The sequence below is a fragment of the Micromonospora sp. NPDC049044 genome, assembly GCF_040649215.1.
Taxonomy (GTDB): Bacteria; Actinomycetota; Actinomycetes; order Mycobacteriales; family Micromonosporaceae; genus Micromonospora.
In genome coordinates this window covers 1-18535 of record NZ_JBEZFA010000010.1, presented here as the reverse complement: position 1 = coordinate 18535, position 18535 = coordinate 1, and the positions used below count along the sequence as shown (strand labels likewise).

Annotated in this window: 14 protein-coding genes; all 14 read right to left on the bottom strand. The window is 71.3% G+C overall.

Annotated features, from left to right (window positions below; genetic code table 11):
* Positions 1-58 precede the first annotated feature (58 nt).
* Positions 59-2911, bottom strand: coding sequence for an RICIN domain-containing protein (locus AB0B85_RS10410; protein ID WP_357405718.1), 2853 nt, complete (start codon positions 2909-2911; stop codon positions 59-61).
* A 215-nt stretch (positions 2912-3126) separates the two neighbouring features.
* A complete protein-coding gene (locus tag AB0B85_RS10405; RefSeq protein WP_357405716.1) occupies positions 3127-4194 on the bottom strand; it encodes a polyprenyl synthetase family protein in 1068 nt (355 codons plus the stop codon).
* Complete coding sequence (locus tag AB0B85_RS10400) at positions 4191-5606, bottom strand: nucleotide pyrophosphatase/phosphodiesterase family protein (protein ID WP_357405714.1); 1416 nt, start codon at positions 5604-5606, stop codon at positions 4191-4193. Before AB0B85_RS10400 ends, AB0B85_RS10405 begins: the two co-directional genes overlap by 4 nt.
* Entirely contained in the window at positions 5603-6802 is a 1200-nt protein-coding gene (gene eboE / locus AB0B85_RS10395; RefSeq protein WP_357405712.1) for a metabolite traffic protein EboE, read from the bottom strand. Before eboE ends, AB0B85_RS10400 begins: the two co-directional genes overlap by 4 nt.
* Positions 6802-7659: a TatD family hydrolase gene (locus tag AB0B85_RS10390; protein WP_357405710.1), complete on the bottom strand. Its 858-nt coding sequence runs from the start codon at positions 7657-7659 to the stop codon at positions 6802-6804. The genes eboE and AB0B85_RS10390 overlap by 1 nt, the downstream gene beginning before the upstream one ends.
* Before the next feature lies 1 nt (position 7660).
* Positions 7661-8269 carry an EboA domain-containing protein gene (locus tag AB0B85_RS10385; RefSeq protein WP_357405708.1) on the bottom strand — a complete coding sequence of 203 codons (609 nt, stop codon included), beginning with the start codon at positions 8267-8269 and terminating at the stop codon, positions 7661-7663.
* A 20-nt stretch (positions 8270-8289) separates the two neighbouring features.
* Entirely contained in the window at positions 8290-9255 is a 966-nt protein-coding gene (locus tag AB0B85_RS10380; RefSeq protein WP_357405705.1) for a sugar phosphate isomerase/epimerase family protein, read from the bottom strand.
* Positions 9252-10193 carry an SCO3242 family prenyltransferase gene (locus AB0B85_RS10375; RefSeq protein WP_357405703.1) on the bottom strand — a complete coding sequence of 314 codons (942 nt, stop codon included), beginning with the start codon at positions 10191-10193 and terminating at the stop codon, positions 9252-9254. Before AB0B85_RS10375 ends, AB0B85_RS10380 begins: the two co-directional genes overlap by 4 nt.
* Entirely contained in the window at positions 10177-11343 is a 1167-nt protein-coding gene (locus tag AB0B85_RS10370; protein ID WP_357405701.1) for an inositol-3-phosphate synthase, read from the bottom strand. Before AB0B85_RS10370 ends, AB0B85_RS10375 begins: the two co-directional genes overlap by 17 nt.
* 502 nt (positions 11344-11845) lie before the next feature.
* Complete coding sequence (locus tag AB0B85_RS10365) at positions 11846-13054, bottom strand: Gfo/Idh/MocA family oxidoreductase (protein ID WP_357405699.1); 1209 nt, start codon at positions 13052-13054, stop codon at positions 11846-11848.
* A 21-nt stretch (positions 13055-13075) separates the two neighbouring features.
* A complete protein-coding gene (locus tag AB0B85_RS10360; RefSeq protein ID WP_357405697.1) occupies positions 13076-14128 on the bottom strand; it encodes a substrate-binding domain-containing protein in 1053 nt (350 codons plus the stop codon).
* Between the two features lie 98 nt (positions 14129-14226).
* Positions 14227-15354: an ABC transporter permease gene (locus AB0B85_RS10355; RefSeq protein ID WP_357405695.1), complete on the bottom strand. Its 1128-nt coding sequence runs from the start codon at positions 15352-15354 to the stop codon at positions 14227-14229.
* Positions 15351-16859: a sugar ABC transporter ATP-binding protein gene (locus tag AB0B85_RS10350; protein WP_357406052.1), complete on the bottom strand. Its 1509-nt coding sequence runs from the start codon at positions 16857-16859 to the stop codon at positions 15351-15353. The genes AB0B85_RS10355 and AB0B85_RS10350 overlap by 4 nt, the downstream gene beginning before the upstream one ends.
* A gap of 133 nt (positions 16860-16992) precedes the next feature.
* Positions 16993-18171 carry an ROK family protein gene (locus AB0B85_RS10345; RefSeq protein WP_357405694.1) on the bottom strand — a complete coding sequence of 393 codons (1179 nt, stop codon included), beginning with the start codon at positions 18169-18171 and terminating at the stop codon, positions 16993-16995.
* Between the last annotated feature and the right edge of the window lie 364 nt (positions 18172-18535).

Below are 18535 nucleotides of genomic sequence, written 5' to 3'. Positions count from 1 at the left end.
GGTTAGGAAGGGCCCCTTGTCCGACACTAGGCGTCAACAGAGGGCCCTTCCTTTCAGCTCAGGGCAGGGTCCACTTTTGGTTGGCGGCTGCGGTGCAGGTCCAGAGGTGGACCGGTGTGCTGTCGGCCGAACTGTTGGTGGAGACGTCGAGGCATTTGCCGGACGCCACGTTGCGCAGGGTGCCGTCGGCCTGCGCGGCCCAGTTCTGCGCCCCGGTCCCGTTGCAGGTGTAGAGCTGGATCTTGGTGCCGTCGGCGGTGCCGGCGCCGGCGACGTCCAGGCACTTACCCAACGACTTGATCGTGGAGTTCGGCGTGACCGCCCAGGTCTGGGCCGCACTGCCGTTGCAGGTGTAGATCTGGATCTGTGTGCCGTCGGCGGTGGCGGCGTTGCGGACGTCCAGGCACTTGCCACCCAGCCCCTTGATCGGGCCACTTCCGCTGGTGGTGGTGCCGGTGACGAAGGTGAACGCGTCCAGGTCGTAGAGCGCCCCGGTGCCCGACCCGGCGAAGGTCAGGTAGAGCGTGGTCGTGCCGGTCGGCGGGCTGGTGATCGTGCCGGTCACCGTGGTGAAGGTCTCCCAGCCGCCGGTCACCGGGACGGTGGCCGAGCCGAGCACGGTGCCGGTGGCCGAGCCGGCCCGGACCTGGAGGGTGCCGCCGGCACCCGCCGAGGAGACCCGGGCGTTGAACGATGTCACGTTGCCCAGCCGGTAGGGCTGGAACGCGATCCAGTCGCCGTTGTTGATGTCGCCGACGGTCTTGCCGCCCTCGGCGGTGGTCTTGCTGAACACGTTGATCCCGGACGAGGTGCCGAAGAACTCGGCCTGCCGGTGCCGCGGCGGCAGCGTGTGCTGGGTGTGCGTGGTCAGCCCACCAGCGTCGGTGTACTCGGCGTCGAAGATCGCGAAGATGTTCGCCGCGTCGTCGTGCTCACCGTCGACCGGAATGGTGATCGAGCCGGAGCAGCCGGTCTTCGAGGTGATCTGGTGCCCGTGCTGGTCGTGCCCGAGCACGTAGGTCATCTTGACCTTGGTGCAGTCGATGGTGCCGTCCTCCGGGTCGGTCACCGTGATGCTGTACGGCACCGTGTCACCGAAGCTGAACAGCTGGCCGTTGCCGGGGTTGTTGATGGTGACCGTCGGCGCGGTGTTGCCGACGCTGATCCGCACGCTGCTGCTGCCGGTCGCGCCCTGCGGGTCCCGCACGGTCAGGGTGGCGGTGTAGGTGCCGTTCGTGGAGTACGTCTTCGTCGGGTTGGCGGCGGTCGAGGTGGTCCCGTCACCGAAGGCCCACGAGTACGTCAGCGCGCCGCCCTCGGGGTCGGTTGAGCCGGCCGAGGAGAAAGTGACAGCGAGCGGCGCCGCACCGGAGGTCCGGTTGGCGCTGGCCACCGCAGTCGGTGCCCGGTTGCCGCCGCCGACGTAGTCGAAGCGGTAGAGCGCCGAGTTGGCGTCGCCGTTGAAGTAGCCGGTGCCGTAGTCGAGCACGTAGTACGCGCCGTCCGGGCCGAACGCCGAGTCCATCACCTGCTTGCCGACCCAGGGAAAGGTGTCGATGGTGCCCCGGGAGCCGTCGGAGTTGACGTGGATCGGCTTGATCCAGCCCCGGCCGAACTCGGTGGCGAAGAACTGCCCGTCGAAGGACTGCGGGAACTTCGTGGTGGAGGTCGACGAGGCGTTGTACCGGTAGACCGGGCCCCCCATCGGCGACTCGGAGCCGCCGCCGAACTCGGTCGGGGTGCCGGCGTCGCCCGCGTACCGGATCCAGGCGGGCTGGGCCGGCGGCAGGGTGGTCAGGCCGGTGTTGCGGAACGAGTTGTTCGTCGGCCCGCCGGTGCAGTTGTACTTCGCCCCGCTGGCGTTGGTGGCGAAGTCCCACTCGTTGTACGTCTCGGTGGAGGTGTTGGTGCCGGTGCAGTACGGCCAGCCGTAGTTGCCCGGTGCCGCGACCCGGTTGAACTCCACCTGGCCCGACGGACCGCGGGTGGCGCTTGTGGTGCCGGCGTCCGGCCCGTAGTCACCGACGTAGACGACACCGGTGGCCTTGTCCACGCTGATCCGGAACGGGTTGCGGAAGCCCATCGCGTAGATCTCCGGACGGGTCTTCGCCGTGCCGGGGGCGAACAGGTTGCCCGTCGGGATGGAGTACGTGCCGTTGGCGTTCACCTTGATCCGCAGGATCTTGCCGCGCAGGTCGTTGGTGTTGCCGGCGCTGCGCTGGGCGTCGTACGCCGGGTTGCGGTTGGTCCGCTCGTCAAGTGGCGAGTAGCCGGCGGACTCGAACGGGTTGGTGTCGTCGCCGGTGGACAGGTAGAGGTTGCCGGCGGCGTCGAAGTCGATGTCCCCACCGACGTGGCAGCAGATGCCCCGGCTGGCCGGGACGTCGAGCACGTCGACCTTGCTCGACTGGTTGATCGTGAAGTCGGAGTTGAGGGTGAACCGGGAGAGGCGGTTCACCCCGTTCCAGGCGGAGAAGTCGGTGCCGGTGGCCGGCGCGTCGCCGGTGGGGGTGGAGAGCGGCGGGGCGTAGTAGAGGAAGATCTGCCGGTTGCTGGCGAAGCCCGGGTCGACCCCGACGCCCTGCAACCCCTCCTCGTCGTGGTTGTAGACCGGCAGGGTGCCGATCACCGAGGTGGTGCCGTTCGCGTCGGTGCGGCGCAGCGTGCCGTTGCGGGCGGTGTGCAGGACGGAGCGGTCCGGCAGCACGGCCAGCGACATCGGCTCGCCCATGTCGGTGACGCCGCGGGCGAGTTCGACCTGTTGGAAGTCGGTGGCGACAATGGTGTGCGCCTGTGCGGGGGCCGCGCCGGCGGCGAGTGCGACAGTGCCGGCGGCGACCGCCAGCAGCAGTGCCGATCCGGCGGATGACAGTCGCCGGGATCGATGGTGCGGAGTGTCCTTCATGGACATGTGCTGCCCCTTCCTGACGTGTGACTGCCAGGCGGGCGCGCGCCGTCGCGCCGGATGCCGTAGCGGTGATGGTGGGGGTCGTGGTTACCGCGCCGCCGGTTCACCTCGATGAAACATTGCCGTGCTGGTCACGACACTAAGTTGTGAGTGTCGATGTGTCCATACCTTCCGGTGAGTCGGCACCAACTTTCGTCGATCTGTTCGAAAGTCGCCGATCACGCGTGGCGGTCGATCGCCTGTCCGGCAAGCGCGACAAGCGCGGCACGCGCCTCGTCCGCCACCATCGCGCCCTGCAGGGCGCCGAGCGCGGCCTCGGTGCGGACCCGGATCATCTGCTCGATCCGCTCCAGGGCGCCGGTCGCCTCGATGATTTCGCGCAGCTCCGCCGCGCCGTCGGCGTCCAACGCCGGATTTCCGAACAACTCCCGCAGCCGGATGGTCTGCGACCGGTCGGCGGCACTGCGGGCCAGCGCCATCATCACCGTGGGCTTGCCCTCCCGCAGGTCGTCCAGGACCGACTTGCCGGTGACCGCCGGGTCCCCGAAGACCCCGAGCACGTCGTCGCGGAGCTGGAAAGCGTCACCCAACGGGTCACCGAACTCGCCAAGCGCGGCGATCAACTCGGGCTCGGCCCCGGCCAGGGCCGCCCCGATCTGCAACGGCCTGGTCACCGTGTAGCGGGCGGCCTTCATCCGGATCACCGTGAGCGCGCTGGCCACCGAGCCGTCCCCCACCCCCGAGACCAGGTCCAGGTACTCCCCCGCGATCACCTCGGTCCGCATCAGCGCGAACACGCCGTACCCGCGGTGCACCTGTTCGGTGCTCAGCCCACACTCGTGGAACATCTGATCCGACCAGGCCGCGCAGAGGTCCCCGCAGAGCAGTGCGGTGTTGCGCCCGTACGCCTCCGGGTCACCGCGCCACGACGAGCGGGCGTGCAGGTCGGCGAAGAGCCGGTGCACCGACGGCTCGCCCCGGCGGCGGTCGCTGCCGTCCAGGATGTCGTCATGGATCAGCGCGAACGCATGGAACAGCTCAAGCGCCGCCGCGGCCACCACGATCGGGGTGCCGTCGGCCGCCCCCGCGCCGCGCCAACCCCAGTAACAGAACAGTGGACGTAACCGCTTGCCACCGGCCAGCACGAACCGTTGCAGGGCGGTGAACACCCCGCGTGGCGCACCGTCCGGCCAGTCCGGGCCCTGCCGCTCCAGGAACCCGGCCAGTTCCGCGTCGAACCGTGCCCGCAGCCCGCTGGCATCGGCGGGCGCCACGGTCACCGTCACGACCCCTCCCCCGGCCCGTCCGAACCGCCGGCACCCAGCCCGGCAAGCTCCAGCAGCAGCGCCTTGACCTCGGTCGCGGCGATCTTGTCCCGGGCCGCCGCCGGGTCGGAGCAGAGCAGCACCGGAGCGTCCGCCGGGTCGGTCGGCAGCCGCCCGTGCGAGCCGCGCACGGCCCGCGCACCGGCGTCCAGGCCGACCGCGCTCATCAAATACCGCATGCCGAGCTTCTTGCGGGCCAGCGCCACCCCGGCGCGCGCCTTCGCGGCACCCGGGTTGGCCGGGTCGAAGAACAGCTCCGCCGGGTCGTAGCCGGGTTTGCGGTGGATCTCCACCAGGCGGGCGAAGTCCGGCGCGTTGGCGTCGTCAAGCCAGTAGTAGTACGTGAACCAGGCGTCCGGCTCGGCCACCAACACCAGCTCACCGGCGCGCGGATGGTCCAGCCCGTACGCGGCCTTGCCCTCGGCGTCGAGCACCTCGGCCACCCCGGGCAGGCCGGCGCAGAGCTTCGCCACCGCGGGTACGTCGGCCGGGTCCTTGACGTAGACGTGCGCCACCTGGTGGTCGGCGACCGCGAACGCCTTCGACGTCCACGGGTCGAGGTATTCCATGCCCGCCTGCGTGTGCACCCGCAGCAGCCTCTCGGCACGCAGCAACCGGTTGACGTCCACCGGCCGGGACACGTCGGTGATGCCGTACTCCGACAGCACCACCACCGTGGCGTCCCGGGCGCGGGCGGCGTCCAGCAGGGGCCCGAGCACCGCGTCCAGCTCGGCTGCGGCGGCGGCGGCCTGAGCCGACGACGGACCGAACCGTTGCAGGTCGTAGTCCAGGTGCGGAACGTAGACCAGGGTCAGGTCGGGTGACACATCGGCGAGGATTTGCTCGGCCGCCTGGCAGATCCACCGCGACGACGGCAGCCCCGCCGTCGGCCCCCAGTAGGTGAACAGCGGGAAGGTGCCCAGCCGCCCGGTCAGCGCGTCGTGCAGCTCCGGCGGGTCGGTGTAGCAGTCCGGCTCCTTGCGCCCGTCGGCGTAGTACACCGGGCGCGGGGTGACAGTCCAGTTGACGTCCGCGCCCATCGCGTACCACCAGCAGACGTTGGCGACCGTGTAGTCGGGGTCGGCCTTGCGCGCCGCCTGCCACAGCTTCTCCCCGCCGACGAGCGCGTTGTGCTGCCGCCACAGGAACACCTCGCCCAGCTCCCGGAAATACCACCCGTTGCCGACGATCCCGTGCCCGCTGGGAGGCTCGCCGGTGAGGAAGGTGGACTGCACCGAGCAGGTCACCGCGGGCAGCACGGTACCCAACTCGGCCCGGAAGCCGCCGTCGGCGACCCCGCGCAGCCGGGGCATGTGCGCCAGCAGTCGGGGGGTCAGCCCCACCACGTCGAGCACCACAAGTCGGCGACTCATCGCGTCCCTCCCATCGTCACGGTGCGCTCCTCGGCCAGACCAAGGCTGACCAGTTCGTCTCGGGCGAAGGCCAGCTCGGCGGCGATGCCGGCGGCCAGCTCCGCGTCGGTGCGCGGCCGTCGGGCGGCCGGCAGCACCCCCCAGGTGTACGTCTCGACGTCGAGGTGGTCGCAGCCGGCGACCGGCCCGTCGAAGAGCGCTCTCAGGGCCGCGCGCAGCACCGGCAGGGTCGAGCCGAGCGGCTCCTCGGGTGGGGCGTGCAGGGGCACGTGGTAGTGCACCCGCCACGGTCCGGGCAACGATCGGTCCAGCGCCTCGTCCAGGTCGTCGGCCGCGTACGCCGGGTCGGCCGGGTCGGCCCCGCCAGCGCAGCCGGCGCCCCGGGTCTGGTGCAGGAAACGCGGCTCCACCCAGCGGCGCAACGCGTCGGCACCGCCGGCCGGGTCGGCCGCCTCGACGGCGGCGGAGACCTGCACCTTCACCACGGGCAGCCCCGCCGCCCGCAGTCGGTGCAGGGCCTCGGCCGGTTCCTCCCAGGCGCAGGCCAGGTGGGCCAGGTCGACGCAGACACCGAGCCGGTCGGTGTCCATCCCGGACAGCAGCTCGGCGGCCTGGCCGGTGCTCTCCACGACGCAGCCGGGCTCCGGTTCGAAGGCCACCCGCACCTCGCGGCCGGTGTCGCGCTGCACGGCGGCCAGGCCGGCGGCCAACTGGTCCAACCGGCGGCGGGCCGCGTCGGCCCGGGCGGTGTCCCAGGGCTGCCGCCAGGCCAGTGGCAGGGTGGAGATCGAACCCCGGGCGGCGTCGTCGGGCAGTAGGTCGGCAAGCACCCGGGCCAGATCGAGGGTGTAGTTCAGGCGCTGCTCGGTGGTCCAGTCCGGGTGGTAGACGTCCTGCTTGACCACCGGGGCCTGGAAGGCCGCGTACGGGAAGCCGTTGAGGGTGACCACCTCCAACCCGCGCGCGGCCAGCTCGGTGCGCAGCCGGCGGCGCAGGGTCGGGTCGGCGGCCAGCTCGGCGGCGACCGGGGCGGCCAGCCACAGGCCGAGCCCGAGCAGGTCACTGCCGAGCGCCTCGCGGACCGGCACGGCGTAGGTGTCCAGTTGACCGAGAATGCCGGCGAGGTCCTCGGCGGGGTGCACGTTCGTGCAGTAGCCCAGGTGGACCGTCTCGCCGCCGGCATGTCGCAGCCGCATCAGCTGCCGCCGCGCAGGATCGAGTTGCCGGTCTGCGGGTCCACCTTGGCGGCGACGTCCAGGTCGCTGAGGTCGAGCCGGCCGGACTGCCCGTAGAACTCCACCGGGTTGCGCCACAGCACCTTGTCGACGTCGTCGTCGCTGAACCCGGCGAGCAGCATCGCCTCGCCGGTGGCCCGGGTCAGCAGCGGGTCGGAGCGCCCCCAGTCGGCCGCCGAGTTGACGAGCATCCGCTCGGTGCCGTACTCGCGCAGCAACTCGACCATCCGCTGTGGGGTCATCTTCGTGTCCGGGTAGATGGAGAAGCCGAGCCAGCAGCCGCTGTCGCGGACCAGCTTGACGGTCACCTCGTTGAGGTGGTCGACCACCACGCGACCCGCCTCGATGCCGGATTCGGCGACCACGGCGAGGGTGCGTTCGCAGCCGCGCGCCTTGTCCCGGTGCGGGGTGTGCACGAGCGCCGGCAGGTCGTACGCGACGGCGAGGGCGAGCTGCGCGGCGAACGCCTCGTCCTCCTCGGGCGTCATCGAGTCGTACCCGATCTCACCGACCGCCACCACCGCGTCCTTGTCCAGGTAGCGGGGCAGCAGGTCGAGCACGGGGCGGCAGCGCGGGTCGTTCGCCTCCTTGGGGTTCAGCGCCACTGTGGCGAAGTGCCGCACCCCGAACTGCCCGGCCCGGAACGGCTCCCAGCCGATGAGCGAGTCGAAGTAGTCGGTGAACGAGGCGGCGCTGGTGCGTGGCTGACCCAGCCAGAACGACGGCTCCACCACGGCGCGTACGCCGGCGGCGGCCATCCGCTCGTAGTCGTCGGTGGTACGTGAGGTCATGTGGATGTGCGGGTCGAAGATACGCATGTCACGCCTCTCTGGGCAGTGCGGCGGTGAGCCGGTCGAGCAGGTCGCTGGCGTCGGCGGGCAACTCCCGGCCGGCGGCGTGCCGCTCGGCGGCAAGCGCCGCCAGCATCGCGGCCAACTCCCCGTCGGCACGGGTCTCCAGGTCGGCCACGACGGCCAACGGCACGCCACTGAACACACACTTGAGCACCGCCTGCCGCCAGGCGGCCGGGTCGAGGTGCCGGGCGTACGGGCCGAGGGCCGCGCCGACCAGCCGGGTGTCGTTGGTGCGGATCGCGTCGTGCAGCAGCGGCACCCCGGCCGCGCCGATCGGCAGCAGCGGCAGGGCCCGCAGCACGGCCCGCCGCTCGGCGGCGTCACCGTGCCGGTAGAGGCTTTCGGCGTACGCGGCGTGGTCGCCGGGCAGGCTGGTGAGCAGCAGCACCCGGGCCGCGTCGTCGGCGGTCCAGCCGGGTGCGTCCGGCAGCGCGGCCCGACCGCAACGCCTGCCGACGGTGGGGAAGAGCCGGGTGATCGCGGTGGGCTCGGCCGTGACCTGGCGCAGCGCCGTGTCCAGCCAGTCGGGATCGGGTACGCCTCGCAACGCGGCCCGCAGTGAATCCGGTGTCATCCCGTCTCCTCCCCTTGTTGCTACGCGGGCACCCCAGGTGTGCCTGTGGGCACCTCGTCTTCCGTGCGGCGGGCCGCCGCGGTCGCGGCGGCGGCACGCAGGAACTCGATGGACCGGGCGGCCACGGCCGGGGCGGCGTGTGAGTCGCGGGGAAGCTCCACCGCGACCAGGCCGCGGTAGCCGGCCTCGGCCAGGGCGCTCAGCACCGGCGGGAAGTCGATCTCGCCAACCCCGAACTCGAGATGTTCGTGCACGCCCCGGCGCATGTCGTCGATCTGCACGTTGACCAGGTGCGGGGCGACCTCCGCGACGCACTGCGGCACCGGCCACGGCTCCAGGCAGCGGCAGTGGCCGATGTCGAGGGTGATGCCGAACCGGGCCGGGTCGCCGAGGGCCGCACGCAGCCGCCGCCAGTCGGCGATGTCCTGCACCAGCATCCCCGGTTCGGGTTCGAAGCCGAGGGTGACGCCGGCGGTGTCGGCGGCGTCGACAACTGTGGCGCAGCCGGCCACCAACCGGTCCCAGGCGCACTGCGGCGACACCGTCTCGGGCCGGACACCGGCCCAGAACGAGACCGCCTCCGCGCCCAGGTCGGCGCCGACCCGGACGGCCCGACGCAGGAACTCGATCCGCCGGGTCGGGTCGTCGTGCAGCAACGTCGGGGCGTGCTTGTGCCACGGGTCGAGCAGGTACCGGGCCCCGGTCTCGATCACCACGGCCAGACCCAGCTCGGTCAGGCGTCGGCTGACCGCGGCGACCCGACGGGTGAGGCCGGGCGCGAACGGGTCCAGGTAGTCGTGGTCCAGGGTGAGCGCCACCCCCTCGTAGCCGAGGTCGGCGATGACGGCGAGCGCATCGTCGAGGCGGTGGTTGTTGAAGCCGTTGGTGCCGTACCCGAACCGCAGCGTCGTCGCGTCGCCGGACGGCGACGGGGACCGGGTGCCGTCGGCCGCTGGCGGCGCGGGTCGGGGCTGGGGAGCTGTCATGTCGGGGAGACCTTCCGGGCCAGCCGTCGACCAAGCGGCGCGGCCGCCGCGACCGCCAGTCCGAGCAGGCCGGCGCCACCGCGCGCGGTGAGCGCTCCCTGCAGGGCGGGCAGGCCGGTGATCCCGGCTCCGACGGCGGCGCGGACCCGCCCGGCCGACGGGTCCCGGACGACCTCGACCTGGGCCGCGCCGTAGCGGGCCGCGTACCACCCGGCCAGCACGGCGGGCAGCACTGCCGCGACACCTGCCGACCGTCTCGCGCCGGCCTCGTCGACGGACCCGGCCCGGTTGGTGCCAGCGGCCCGGTCGGCCGCTCGGGCACGCCGGGCACCCGGCACGGCGACGGCGGCGCTGGCGGCGACAAGCGCGGTGCCCGCGAGGGTACGCATCGGCAGGGCCGCATCGGCGCCGGTGACCTCCCGGCGGGACAGCGCGGTGACCGTCCAGGTGTGCGCGGCGACGGTGACCGCCGCCGGCAGGGCCCTTGTCACCCGGCCACCGGACGCGCCGAGCAGCACGTCCAGCCCCCGGCAGACGGCCATCACTGCCGGCCCGGCGGCGGTGTTCTTGGCGATTAGGTCGTACCCCCAGATGCTGGCGGCCAGCGGCACGGCGAGCGCGGCGGCGCGGCGACCGCCCACTGCGGCGGCCAGGCCCACGCCGGCGGCCGTGAGGCCCGCCGCGAGACCGACAGCGGCGGCCGGGGTGACCCGCCCGCTGGGGATCGGCCGCTCGGGCCGTTCCACGGCGTCCAGGCCCCGGTCGGCCCAGTCGTTGGCGGCCATGCCGGCCCAGTAGAGCAGCACCGAGGCGCCGGCCAGGGCAGGGGTACGCGCACCGAGCGTGCCGGCTGCCGCCGCTCCGGCGACCACGTCACCGGGCACCGAGAGCGCGGCCGGCGCCCGGACCAGCTCGGCGAGATCAGCCAGCGTGCTCATCGGCACCGTTCCCGCCGTCGTGCAGCAGCCGGGTGAACTCGGTGAGCCGGGCCCACTGCTCGCCCAGCGAGTGGCTGGGCGAGCCGAGCGGGTCCTTGAAGAAGAAGCCCAGCTCGGTGAGCGGCCCGACGTGCCCGGCGGCGTGCGCGGCGGCGGTGAGCCGGGCCAGGTCGAGCACCAGCGGCGCGGCCAGCGCGGAATCGCAGCCGTGCCAGGTGAACTCCATCCGCATGCCGGTGCCGAGGAAACCGGCGAAGGTGATCAGATCCCAGGCGGTCTTGAAGTCGCCAAGCTCTTCGACGTACTCGATGCGGGTGCCGCCCTGCGGGACGTAGCCAAGCGTCTCGCCGAGCACTCTCTGCTTGCTCTGCACCTTCGCGGCGTTCGCGGCCGGGTCGGCGAGGGTGGCACCGTCGCCGCCGCCGAGCAGGTTGAACCCGGACCAGGACCGCACGTCCAGGTTGCGCATCGCGAACATCGGCGCGAGCACCGACTTGACCAGGGTCTCCCCGGTCTTGCCGTCGTGCCCGGCGTAGGGCAGGCGGGCCTGTTCGGCAAGCGCGACGAGCGCGGGCAGCCGCAGCCCGGTGGACGGGGTGAAGTCGACGTACGGGCAGCCGGCGAGCACCGCCGCGTACGCGTAGAGGGAACTGGGTGGCAGCACCTCGTCCGGGCCGCTGAGCGCGTCGCGCAGCGCGTCGGGGTCGGCGTGCCCCGGGTGCGGTGGTGGGGCGGCTTCGGTGGCGGAGACGTTCACGACCACCACCCGCTCCAGCCCGTGCCGCTCGCGGAAGGTGGTGAGGTCGCGGACCACTGCGGCAGCCCGATCGGCCTGGGTGGCACCGACAGGTGCGGGGCGCAGCTCCTGCTCGACCGCGGCCAGCTCGTCGCGGAGCGCGGCGACCAGCCGCCAGGGGATGACACCGGCGTCGGCCAGGGCCTCGGCCCGCTTGGACAGCGGGGTGGTGGTCAGGTCGTGCCCGCCGAAGACGAGGTCCGCGAAGGCCGGCAGGGCGGGGCCGCGCAGCTCGGGCGACTCGGTGACGCAGCCGGTCGGGCCGGCCAGATTGGCTCGCAACGCGAGCCCTCCGACGATGCAGGTGGTCGCGACAGAACCGCGCGCTCCAACCAGCCAGACACCTGTTCGCATGGTGCTCCCTCCCCGTCCACGAGGAATCGTCGGTACCGCTAAATATAGGAATATCAGAATATGTTTCAGAAAGATACGGCCCGGTTTCGGAAACATTTCGGGCCGCCTGGATGGGCCCCGCCCACCCGCTCCGCACCGAAAGGAGACCGGTTTCCGACGTCGGCGTCGGCGGCGACGACGCCGGACCGGTTCCCGGTACGGGTGCGGGCAGACGGGGCTGGCAGACAGGGTCGGGTCGGCGTCTCGACCCTGTCTCCCCCGCGTCCTGCGACGTGCTGAGGTGGTGGCGGCCCTCCGGTGCGGCCGGGGAATCCCGGTCCGGTCGCACCGGACGACCGTCCTGCTCGTGCGCCACCGGGCCGTACGGCCCGGCTGCACGCTCTCCGTCGCCGACCTCGTCCCGACCGCGGGGCGCAATCCGCTGTCGGTCCCTCGCCGGTCGGCGTCGGAAAGCCGGTCGGGCGTTGGCGGTGCGAACACCGCCAACGCGGATGGTCAACTGTCAGGCGGCGGCTGTAACCAGCGCCGGTTCCACCTCGGCCCAGGAGGAGCCGAGCTCCGCCGAACGGGCCACCGCGTCCAGCACCAGCTGGACCTGCAACGCGTCGGCGAACGAGGGAGTCGGGTCGACGCCGGTGGCGACCGCCTCGATGAAGTCGCGCATCTCGTGCGTGAACGAGTGCTCGTAGCCGATGATGTGGCCCGGCGGCCACCACGCCGACATGTACGGATGGTCACCCTCGGTCACCAGGATGCGGCTGAAGCCCTGTTCCGCGCTGGGCCGGCTGGCGTCGTAGAACTCCAGCTCGTTGAGCCGCTCCAGGTCGAAGACCACGCTGCCCAGCGAACCGTTGATCTCGACGCGCAGCGCGTTCTTGCGACCGGTGGCGAAGCGGCTCGCCTCGTACGTGGCCAGGGCGCCACCGTCGAGTCGGGCCACGAAGACCGCGGCGTCGTCAACGGTGACCGGCCCGGTGGGCGCCGAGCCGCCGTCCACAGTAGCCGCGAGACCGCTGGATTCGGCCGGCAACGGCCGCTCCTTGACGAAGGTCTCGGTGACCGCACTGACCCCGCTGATCCGCTGACCGGTAACGAACTGGGTCAGATCGATGATGTGCGCACCGATGTCACCGAGCGCGCCGGAGCCCGCCCTGTCCTTCTGCAACCGCCAGACCAGCGGGAACTGCGGGTCCACGATCCAGTCCTGCAGGTACGTCGCACGGACGTGTCGAATCACCCCGAGCCGTCCGGCGGCGACCAGTTGGCGCATCATCGTGACCGCGGGGACCCGGCGGTAGTTGAACCCGCACATCGACCGCACTCCGGCGGCCCGGGCGACGTCCGCCGCGGCGGTCATCGCCCGTGCCTCCGCCACCGTGTTGGCCAACGGCTTCTCGCACAGCACATGCTTACCGGCGGCCAGCGCGGCGAGGGCGATCTCGGCGTGACTGTCGCCCGGTGTGCAGATATCGACAACGTCGATGTCGTCCCGGTTGATCAGGTCACGCCAGTCCGTGGTGTACGCGTCCCAGCCGAGCGTGTCAGCGGCGTCAGCCACCTTCTCGGTGTCTCGGCCGCAGATCAGCGCCATCCGGGCCCGCGCCGGCAGGTCGAAGACGCGGTTCACGGTGCGCCACGCCTGTGAGTGCGCGGCGCCCATGAACGCGTAGCCGACCATGCCGATCCGCAGTTCTTTGTCTGTCGTGGACAAGGTGGGTCTCCCCCCGATATATCAGAACCCGAGCTTGTCGTAGCTGCTCGCGTTCTCCTTGGTGATCGTCTCCGAGGCCAGGGTCACTTCCTTGGGCACCTGCAGCTCCGTCAGGTCACCCAGGCCCCGGCCCTGTGCGATGAGCCGCGCGAGCGAGATCGCCGAGGAGGCCATCGACGGGTTGTAGGTGACAGTCGCCTTGAGCACGCTGTTGTCGGCCTTGATGGCGTCGATGGCGAGCTTGGAGCCCGCGCCGCCGACCATGAAGAACTCCGACCGGTTGGCCTGCTTGATGGCGGCGAGCACACCGATGCCCTGGTCGTCGTCGTGGTTCCAGATGGCGTCGATCTTCGGCAGCGCCTGGAGCAGCTGGGCCGCCTCGCGCTGACCGCTGTCCGAGGTGAACTCGGCCGAGCGCCGGTTGTTCACCTTGAACCCGTACGTCGCCAGGGCGGCCTTGAAGCCGTCGCTGCGCTCGACGGTCAGCGGGATCTCCAGACCGGCGATCTCACCGATGATCGGGTTGCTGATGCCCTTGTCCTTGAGCTGCTTGCCGATGAAGTGCCCGGCCGACACGCCCATGCCGTAGTTGTCGCCCTTGATCACCAGCCGCGAGGCAAGCGCGTCGGGGAACGCCCGGTCGAGGTTGACGATCGGGATGCCCGCCTGCATCGCCTGGAGGGCAACGGCGTTGACCTCCTTGCCGTCGTGCGGCAGCACGACGATGATGTCCGGCTTCTGGGCGATGAGCGTGCCGAGCGTGGAGCGCTGGGCCTCCGAGTTCGACCCGCCGTCGACCTCCTTGAACTCCACGTCGGAGTAGGCCGCCGCCTGCGCCTTGGCGTTGGCGTGGATGGCGCCCATCCAGCCGTGGTCGGCGGCCGGGGCGGAGAAGCCGATGACGACCTTCTTGCCCGGGGCGTTGTTGCCTTCGGCGTTGCCGGCGGCCTTGGTCTGGGTGCTGGCCGCCGGAGTCTCGTTACTGGTGCAGGCGGTCAACAGGGTGGCGGCGCCAACTGCGGCTCCACCGAAGAGCAACCGGCGGCGCGACAGGTCGCGACTGTGCTGGGTCATGAACGACCTCCTGGGAACGGTATCTGACTTGATGAGGGTGTGCGGGGCCCTGCCCACGTCGAAAGTTTCGACGTGGCCAGGGACAACGGTGCGGTGCGTCAGGTTGCGGTGGTGACCCTGTTCCGCGCGAAGAGCCGAGTGACGGACTTGAACTGGAACTGCTGGATCAGGACGGCGGCGACGATGATGCCGCCCTTGACCATGTTCTGCGCCTCGATGGAGAGGCCGTTGATGGCGAAGAGGTTGGTGATCGTGGCGAAGATGATCACGCCGAGCAGCGAGCCGACAATCGTGCCGCGACCGCCGCTGAGCAGGGTCCCGCCGATGATCGCCGCGGCGATCGCGTCCAACTCGTACAGGTTGGCCATCGCCGCCTGCGCCGAGGTGGCCTGCGAGGTGAGCATGATCGCCGCGATGCCGCAGCAGAGGCCGGAGAGCGCGTAGAGCAGCATGGTGTGCCGCCGGACGTTGATACCGGCCAGCCGGGCCGCCTCCGGGTTGCCGCCGACGGCGATGGTCCGCCGGCCGAACGTCGTCCGGTTGAGCAGGATCCATCCGGCCAGCACCACAGCGCCCAGGATGTAGACGAGGATCGGGATCCCGATCACCTTGCGCGCCGCGATGTCGTTGATGAAGGTGCTGCTCGAGACCTGGGTCTGCTTGTTGGAGATCGATGCCGCGAGCCCTCGTGCGGCCACCAACATCGCGAGCGTCGCGATGAAGGGGACCAACCGGCCGTACGAGATGAGCACACCGTTGACCAGGCCGACGCAGATGCCGACCACCAGGGCGGTGAAGATCATGCCGCCGGCGCCGTAGCTCTGGGTGGCGACGGTGGTGCACCAGACGCCGGCCAACGCGACGATCGCACCGACCGACAGGTCGATCCCGCCGCCGATGATCACGAAGGTCATCCCGACAGTGACCACGCCGACGACCGAGGCGAGCTGCAGGATGGCCAGCACGTTGTTCCAGACCCAGGTCGGGTCGCCGTACAGGTCCGGCTTGGTGACCGCGCCGACCACGATGAGCGCCGCCAGCACCCCGACCAGGCCGAGGTTGCGCTTGGCGCCGTCGCCGCCGTCACCCCGCCACCAGGAGAGCCGGCCCGAGGATGCTGCCTTGTCGCTTGCCACCGCCGTCTCCGCCGGGTCCACCGGCGGCGACTGGGCCGGAAGCTGCGGGCGCTCCGGTGTCGCGGTGGGAGTGGGAGTCGCGTCGCTCATGCCGGTGCGCCTTCCATCAAGGACCCCGCCATCACGAGGTCGAGCACAGTGTTCTCGTCGAGTTCGCCGGCCGCCGCTTCACGCACGACCCGCCCTTCCCGCATCACCAGCACCCGGTCGGCCAGACCCAGCACCTCGGGCACCTCGCTGGAGACCAGCAGCACCCCGACGCCCTGCTCGGCCAAACCCCGGATGACCTGGTACAGCTCAGCCCGAGCGCCCACGTCCACACCCCGGGTGGGCTCGTCGAGCAGCAACAACCTGGTGCCGCCGAGCAGCCACCGCCCGACCACCACCTTCTGCTGGTTGCCGCCGGACAGCGTGCGTACCGGCCGGTCGACGTCCCGGGGCCGCAGCTCCAGGCTCTCGGCGATCCGGTCCGCCTCGGCGCGCTCCTTGGCGGCGTTGGTGAAGCCGAGCCGCGCGTACCGGCCGAAGGTGGCAAGCGTGACGTTGCGGTAGATCGGCTCGCCGAGCAGCAGCGCCTGACTCTTGCGCTCCTCCGGAGCCATCCCCATGCCGGCCCGCACCGCGGCGCCAACACCGGGCCGCAGGACCTTGCCGTCCATCCGGACCGAACCGGCCTCCGCCAGGCGGGCGCCGTAGATCGTCTCCAGCAGCTCGGAACGACCCGAGCCGACCAGGCCGGCGATGCCGACGATCTCCCCGGCCCGCACGTTCAGCGAGACGTCGGCGAACTCGCCGGTGCGGGTCAGCCCCTCCACCTGGAGCAGGTCGGCGCCCGCGGGGTCGTCGGCCGGCCGGTCCGGGAAGACGTACTCGATGGTCCGGCCGGTCATCCGGCTGACCAGGTCGCGGGTCGGGGTCTCGCGCGCCGGCAGGTTCGCCGCTGTGGTCCGGCCGTCCTTGAGTACGGTGACCCGGTCCCCGATCTCGCGGATCTCCTCCATCCGGTGGGAGATGTAGATGACGGCGATGCCCTGCGCGGTCAGCTCCCGGATGATCCGGAACAGGTTGCCGACCTCGTCGTGGGCCAGCACCGCGCTCGGCTCGTCCATGATGATCAGTCGGGCCTCGTGCGACAGCGCCCGCGCCATGCTGACGATCTGCTTGCCGGCGGCGGGCAGCGACCGGACCATCCGTCCGGGCGGGATCTCACCGTGGCCGAGCCGGCTGAGGATCTGCCGGGTGTGCCGGGCCATCCGGCCGCGCCGGACGAATCCGAAGCTGCGGTACTCGTGCCCGAGGAAGGCATTTTCCGCCACCGACAGGTCCTCGACGAGGTCGAGCTCCTGGTAGATGGTGGCGATGCCGGCCTTCATCGCGGCCTGCGGGTTGGCGAACGTGGCTGGTTCGCCGCGCCACTCCACCTGCCCGGAGTCCGGTTGGTGCACCCCGGACAGCACCTTGATCAGGGTCGACTTGCCGGCGCCGTTCTGCCCGAGCAGGCAGTGCACCTCGCCGGCACGCACCTCCAACTGCACACCGTCGAGTGCGCGTACGCCGGGGAACGTCTTGACCACATCGGTGAGGCGCAGGACCACCTCGCCCGCGACGGTGTCGGCGGGAGCCTCGACCAGCGGTGCCTCGGCGACGGCCTCGGCCGACGCGGTGGCGGGGTCATCCTCGGGCAGAGCCACAGTCTCCTCCTCGCTCACGACAGGATTTCGGTCAGGTTCATGCGGCTTCCGCGAAGGCGACGTCGCTGGCGAGCACCGCCGCGCCGGCGACACCGGCACGTCCACCGAGCTCGGAGAGCACGACGGGAAGGTTGCCGGTGGCCAGCGGCAGCGACCGGCGGTAGACCACGCTGCGGATCTCGGCGAGCAGGATGTGCCCGAGCTGGGCCAACCCGCCGCCGATCACGATCATCGACGGGTTGGTGAAGCTGACCAGGCCGGCGAGCACGCCACCGATGCGCCGTCCGCCGTCCCGGATGAGCTGGATGCAGGTCAGGTCACCCTCGACGGCACCCTCGGCGACGTCCAACGCGGTGACGACACCCCGCAGGGCCAGCCGCTCGGCCAGCGCTGGCGACGTGCCACTGCGGGCGGCCGCGGCGGCGTCCTTGGCCAGTGCGGCCCCGCTGAACAGCGCCTCCAGGCAGCCGACGTTGCCGCACGAGCACATCGGACCGTGCGAGTCGACCTGGATGTGGCCGATGTCGCCGGCGCAGCCGTCGGTGCCCCGGTAGACCTCGCCGGTGAGGTAGATGCCGCACCCGACGCCGGTGCCGATCTTCACGAAGAGGAAGTCGTCCACCGAGTGGGCGACCCCACCGTGCCGCTCGCCGATCGCCATGATGTTGACGTCGTTGTCGACCACCGCCGGGCAGCCGTGCTCCCGGCTGAGCAGCTCGCGCACCGGGTAGCGGTCCCAGCCCGGCATGATCGGCGGCGAGACCGGTACGCCGTCGCGGAAACTGACAGGGCCGGGCACGCCGATGCCCACCGCATCCAACCGCTCGTACGCGCCGTCGACCCGAGCCTTGTGCAGCAGTTCGTTTACCCGTTGCAGGGTCACCTTCGGCCCGTTGCGGATGTCGGCCGGCTCGGCGTACTGGGCGACCGGTTCGAGTCGACCGTTCACCACCTCGATGTCCATCGAGCTGGCGCCGAGGTCGACGGCGGCGAAGCGCAGGTTCGGGTTCAGCTCGACCAGGGTGGAGCGTCGCCCACCCCGGGAGGCGGCGAGCCCCGCCTCGGCTACGTAACCCAACGCGACCAGGCGATCCAACTCGGCCAGCATGCGCGGGCGCGGCATCTGGAGTCGATCGCCCAACTCGGCGCGGGAGACGGCCCCCTCGTCGCGGAGCAGCCGCAACAGTCGTACGTGCAGGGGGTCGACGGTCCGCACCGGGAGGCCACCTCTTCATTGGCATCGTTCACATCGACGCAATGTCGAAGTGTTGTGTCCGACACAGTAGGAGCGCTCCGCACCGCGTGTCCAGAGCTTCAACCGTTCTGAGATGAACTTTTGTCCGAAAGAACAAAAGCTACTAGACGATCAAGAAAAGGATCACCGCCCGCCTGCGTCCGCTCGCCCGCAGTTTCATCGACGCAGACCAAACCGCCCCGCCAGCCGATCTTCGGTGGCGGGGCGGCGCGGTGCGCTGGGTGGTCGGTTCGGCCCGGTCGGTGCGGCCCGGTCGGTGCGGCCCGGTCGGTGCGGCCCGGTCGGTGCGGCCCGGTCGGTGCGGCCCGGTCGGTGCGGCCCGGTC